Here is a 5,022-nt window from a genome sequence, read left to right on the forward strand (position 1 = left end):
ACAGTTCCATTACAAGTTGTATAACCTGGAAATTTATAGAACACATTAAAATTATGGCCGTCATTACCATTTAAAGTAGGCGATGGGTTATTTTGGTAGGTTCCACCTCCCATATTTGTAAAAGGAATGGCCCCCGAACTTTGAAATACTAAATTAGATGAGTTTGTAATACTTACTGTTTTTACACAGCCAGCATCATAACTTCCAGGTAAAGTAATATTTAAAGCAATATTATCACCTGTTAAAGCTTCTGATGGTACAGAAACGGTAACATTATCTCCACTTAAATTACAAGTATCAGTATTTGGAGAAGTATTTAATACTATTTGTGAGTATCCTAAGGTAGTTGCGAATAAAAATACTAGCAACATATATGTTTTGAATGTATATATTTTATTTTTCATGATAGTAATTTTTATTGGTTATTAAATTCGAAGCAATGCGTAAATACACAAGATTTACAATTACCTTCATCATAAAACACTTTTACCTTTATGCATACGGTGTAATCAATTACACAGCAGCTGGGATCGAGCCCAGATAGCGGGCCAGGCAAGCCAATGGTTAAGTTTATAGGTATTGGACCTGTTAATGGTGAATTACTCGTATACTTAATATCTTTTGTAGCATTATTGTTAGAACTAGCACTTCCTGATGCTGTTTCATTAAATAATTGCAATGTTGTTGAACCATTGATTGAAGTACCAGGCATTAAAATCATACCAGATTCTTCAATACTGCTAACACCTTCTGTACAAGCTGAAGGATTTGCAGTATATGAATAAGATTGTACTTGAAATTCAATGCCATAAATAGGAACATTTACATTAATATTGCCATTAAAATTAAACTGATTTCCTGTTCCAGCATTTGGTGTAATATTGAAGTTATCAAAAGATAATTCAACTTCTTCACACTCATCACATAAACAACTTGGTAATTCATCAAATAATTGACTAACTCCTGGTTGACAAGTAATTGGGCCTGGATCTAAATCATCGCCTTGCAATCCAAAACCTATAGAGGTTACACTTGCTGAAACAGTTACTTCAAAGCAATAACTTATTGTTGAGGTAGTTGCGCCAACTTGTGAAACAAGTGTTGGGTTTGGACTAACCAATGTATGCGATAATGTAGCATATGTTTGGTCGTAAACTGTCAGCCCATTTGGCAATGTAAATGTTAGATCTCCTGAACTGCTTGAATAAGTTGAGTCAAAGCAAATTTTAAATTTTCTATTTTCTCCTTCGTATCCTAAACACTCAATTTCTTCATTTGAAATTGTAAAATCTATTTCACATTGGGTCATAGTAAAATAGGTGTGGTTTGAAGAAGTACCTGTTGTAGTTTCAGTAACTTTCCATTGGTAGTTACCATCAGTAAACACTGCTCGGTCTTTATGCCGTAAACGTTCGCTAACTCTTGATGAAGAACTATTTTGTTTAAAAAGTTCAGTTAAACTTAAGTTAGGTTTAGTTGTTTTTGCAATTAAAATCCATTCTTGATTATGATTGTTTCCAACTTTTGAAATTTCAATGATATATTGGGGTTGTATAATTCGTTCACCAATAACTTTCCAACTGAAATTTTTAATTTCATTTTCAGTATTAAAATTACTATTGTTTTTAGGAAGTATATTAACGAGTTTTCGTTGTTTATTTTTTTTATCAGCTTTTTCTTTTGCAGGATTTGTTAAAATAATAGAAATTCTTTCTTTACCATTATATAGTGGATTTTCACCTTGCATATTATTTTCTTCGTGAAGTTTATCTCTTTTTAAGGTAATGTTTGAATATTTTGTTCTTCCAGGTCTTTTTCGTTTAGTTTTGGTATTTTGAGATGGAGTAGAAGCAGCACCAATAGAACCAGGAGCTCTACCTCTGTTATGTTGGCCGTGAGTTTGTCCACCAACATCACTTTTTTTAACTTTATCTGGTTTTTGAAAATCTAAAATGGCTGCTCTTGCATTATCGTTTTTAGGAATTCCAAAAGAATAATTTATACCAATACCAAAATTAGTAGTTTGTGGTTTTATTGTTGTTACGGTTTCATCAAAAGTTACGGATGCAGCATCTAATTTTAAAAAATCTTCTCTATCAATTATACCATTTCCATTTGTATCTACAATTGTTTTTTCTGTAATAGTTAATTCATTTGAAAGTGCTGATAAATAATCTGCAGTTGCAAATACATTTAAATTTTGAGTTATATTATAACCTACCTTAACGGCTGTAGAATAATAAGAAATTTTAGAAGTTTTAGTTGTAGTTAAACCATAAATAGGAATTGCAATATCAATATTTTCACTAAAACTACTTTTTAGAGTTACAGGTTTAATGTTCATTATACCCGTTCTAATTAAAAATTTCACTTCCATTTTATTGAAAGAAGTTTTAAACTCTGGTCCAACACCATAATAGGTTATTTTCCAATCATCAGAGGTGTTAGTAGTTGCAAAATCGAGTGAGTTTGTGAAATTGCTTAAATTACTACTTGTTGCATTTATAATTTGACCTAAGGAAAATCCTAAACCAACTTTTGAAAAGTAATAGCCCCCAGCAAATTGATAGAAACTTCCGTTGGAAGCATAAGAATTGTCACTAAAATTGGATGAAGGTGTTGAAATCCCAGAAGACAAACTTAAATCAACTGATTTTTCTTGAGAATAACTTATAAAAGTTATTACAAAAAAAATAAGAAATAGTGCTTTTTTCATCATAATATTTTTTTAGTTAGTTATTAATTAATTAATTAATAATTGTTTTATTTTATATCAGTCATTAATTAATTTTGTTACCCTATTTAGTAACTTTTTCTCAATTAATAAGTAGTTATTACTATTGTAACAATTGTTACAATATACAATATTTTTTAAAAATAAAGAATTTGAATTAAAGCTAATAATTAATCCTTTACATCTAAAGCCTCCTATAAATTATTGCCCAGTTGCATAAAGCATTATTAAAACATAATTGTTAAACGGGGAATTACTGCTAAATATGAAGCTTTCTATAAAGTCTTATATTAAAAAAAATTATTCGATAATAAAGCTATAGGAATATTTTGGTGCAACCATTGGCTTCTTAATTACTTTGCCATTATTATTTTGAATTTTTATATAGTAATTAATTGTTGTTCCACTTTTTTCAGTAGGAATAAGGGCTTCAAAAGCATCATTTTCAATATTTTTCATTTGAAGAGATTGATAGGATTTAGTTTCATTAGTTTTCCAATATAAAATTGCTTCTAAAATACCATCTGATGATTTTGCAACCAGACTTATAGGAAATCCATTCAAATTATTTTTTACAATTCCTTGATACCACTTATGTTTTATATAAATAGGATTATTTGTATAAATTTCTTGGGTTAAACAATGTATTGCACCGTAATATTGTCCGTATCGTTTACAATTTACACCAACTATTTTATATCCGGGCATTGCTTTTTTATACGTATTTATTGCTAAAGAATCAAAAGGCTTCATACTATATTGAGGTACCAAAACTGTTTTATTCAAAATTAAAGAGTTGGTATAAGTTGCTTTTGAAGTATGCAAAATAGTTTCCGTTTTTTTATCATAAGTAGTTGGAGCATTTTGTATAGGAATAAGTTTTAATTCTCTTCCATAAGCAGATTTTAAATATTGAGATATTGAAATTGCAGCTTGGTCTATATAATATTGATGATTAGAATATTCATCTATTGATATGTCATAATTGTTATTAGGAATATAAGATATAATAGCAGTTTCTTCGTTAATTAATTTTAAAAAATAATCTACGTGAACAAAAGGGACCAGTACATTTAATGTTTTGCGTATTCCAAAATATTTGTAAAAGTAATCATATTTCAACGCTAAACTAGTTGGTAAATCTTCTGTAATATCTGTTGTAGCTATGTTAAATGTCCCGTGTCCATCTGTTAAAAAATTACCACCATCGGTATAATAATCATTCTTATTAATTTTTGGAGTTATTATGGCATTTGGATAATTCAATTGTTTTGCAATAAAATCTCCTGTATAATCTTTAGAAAAATTATATAAATACGCTTGCTCAACATCATTTTTGTAAACAAAATTCATACCGTGGTCTCTTACCCAAGGGTAAGCATCTAAAATAGTATCTTTTGAAATAATATGTACAAAAGGTGAACTTATATTTCTGCTTTTTAAAATGGAATCTAAATTGGCTTGATAAGAATATTTACTGTTGTTTGACGGCTTTATAATATATAAATTAATACCTTCTTCAATGCATGCTTTTGTTGTTTTTATAAAAGGATCTAAAGCTTCATCCCAACTGGAGTTTGGTTTCTTAAAATAACGAAACTCCATAATAACGCTACTTATTTCTTCCCATTCTGCTGGGTGTCTTGGATTTGAAACTTGACTATAACCAAACCAAGAAGAGAAGAAAATAAGTAGTGAAATACCTAGCTTTAGGTTCATACAATATTATTTTTTAATTACAAATAATATTGAGATGGTATGAACTTAATTTTTTGTTGTTAACAACGGGTGTTATTTCAATTTGATAAGTGCCGCTAACATCAAAATTATAATTAATGGTTTTTCCAGTAAATTTATCTTCTTTATTTTGTTTGTTATTCTTAACGGTCCAATTATAATTTATGAGTTCAGTTTTATTTTCACCAATTATAAGTGGCGCCGTTAATTGGAATTTACTTTTAGCTATTTGAATGGTTTGGTAATTTTGCACTTTAAAAAATCTAGTATCTAAATTAGTCGAAGGTTTTACCTTATTATTCCCTTTAGTTGTTACTTGTACAGGTTTATCGTTCTGAATTGTATTTAGAGTTCGTGCTTTTGTTCTTTCTCTATATCTTTTATCAGCACTTCTAAGTGTTCGTGCTTTTGTTCTTTCTCTGTATCTTTTATCTGCACTTCTAAGTGTTCGTGCTTTTGTTCTTTCTCTATATCTTTTATCAGCACTTCTAAGTGTTCGTGCTTTTGTTCTTTCTCTGTATCTTTTATCAGCACTTCTAAGTGTTCGCGCT

4 protein-coding genes are annotated in these 5,022 nt (G+C 29.1%); all 4 read right to left on the reverse strand.

The genetic code is table 11. From position 1 onward, the window contains the following. A partial coding sequence (locus tag QM495_RS07030; protein WP_408671403.1) for a hypothetical protein occupies positions 1-404 on the reverse strand: 404 nt, incomplete at its 3' end. Positions 405-415: 11 nt separating this feature from the next. Continuing rightward, the gene (locus tag QM495_RS07035; protein ID WP_408671404.1) at positions 416-2,716 is read right to left on the reverse strand and encodes a hypothetical protein; all 2,301 of its coding nucleotides are present in this window, start codon (positions 2,714-2,716) and stop codon (positions 416-418) included. A 318-nt stretch (positions 2,717-3,034) separates the two neighbouring features. Beyond that, positions 3,035-4,453, reverse strand: a complete 1,419-nt coding sequence (locus tag QM495_RS07040) for an agmatine deiminase family protein (protein WP_408671405.1) — start codon at positions 4,451-4,453, stop codon at positions 3,035-3,037. Between the two features lie 13 nt (positions 4,454-4,466). Continuing rightward, on the reverse strand, positions 4,467-5,022 hold a 556-nt coding region (locus tag QM495_RS07045), incomplete at its 5' end, for a hypothetical protein (RefSeq protein ID WP_408671406.1).

This window comes from Lutibacter sp., from assembly GCF_046055765.1.
In the GTDB taxonomy this organism is placed as follows: Bacteria; Bacteroidota; Bacteroidia; order Flavobacteriales; family Flavobacteriaceae; genus Lutibacter.

Excerpts from the sequence above, each read along its gene's own strand:
- QM495_RS07035 (WP_408671404.1), bottom strand. The coding sequence starts at position 2,716 with ATGAAAAAAGCACTATTTCTTATTTTTTTTGTAATAACTTTTATAAGT.
- QM495_RS07040 (WP_408671405.1), bottom strand. The coding sequence starts at position 4,453 with ATGAACCTAAAGCTAGGTATTTCACTACTTATTTTCTTCTCTTCTTGG.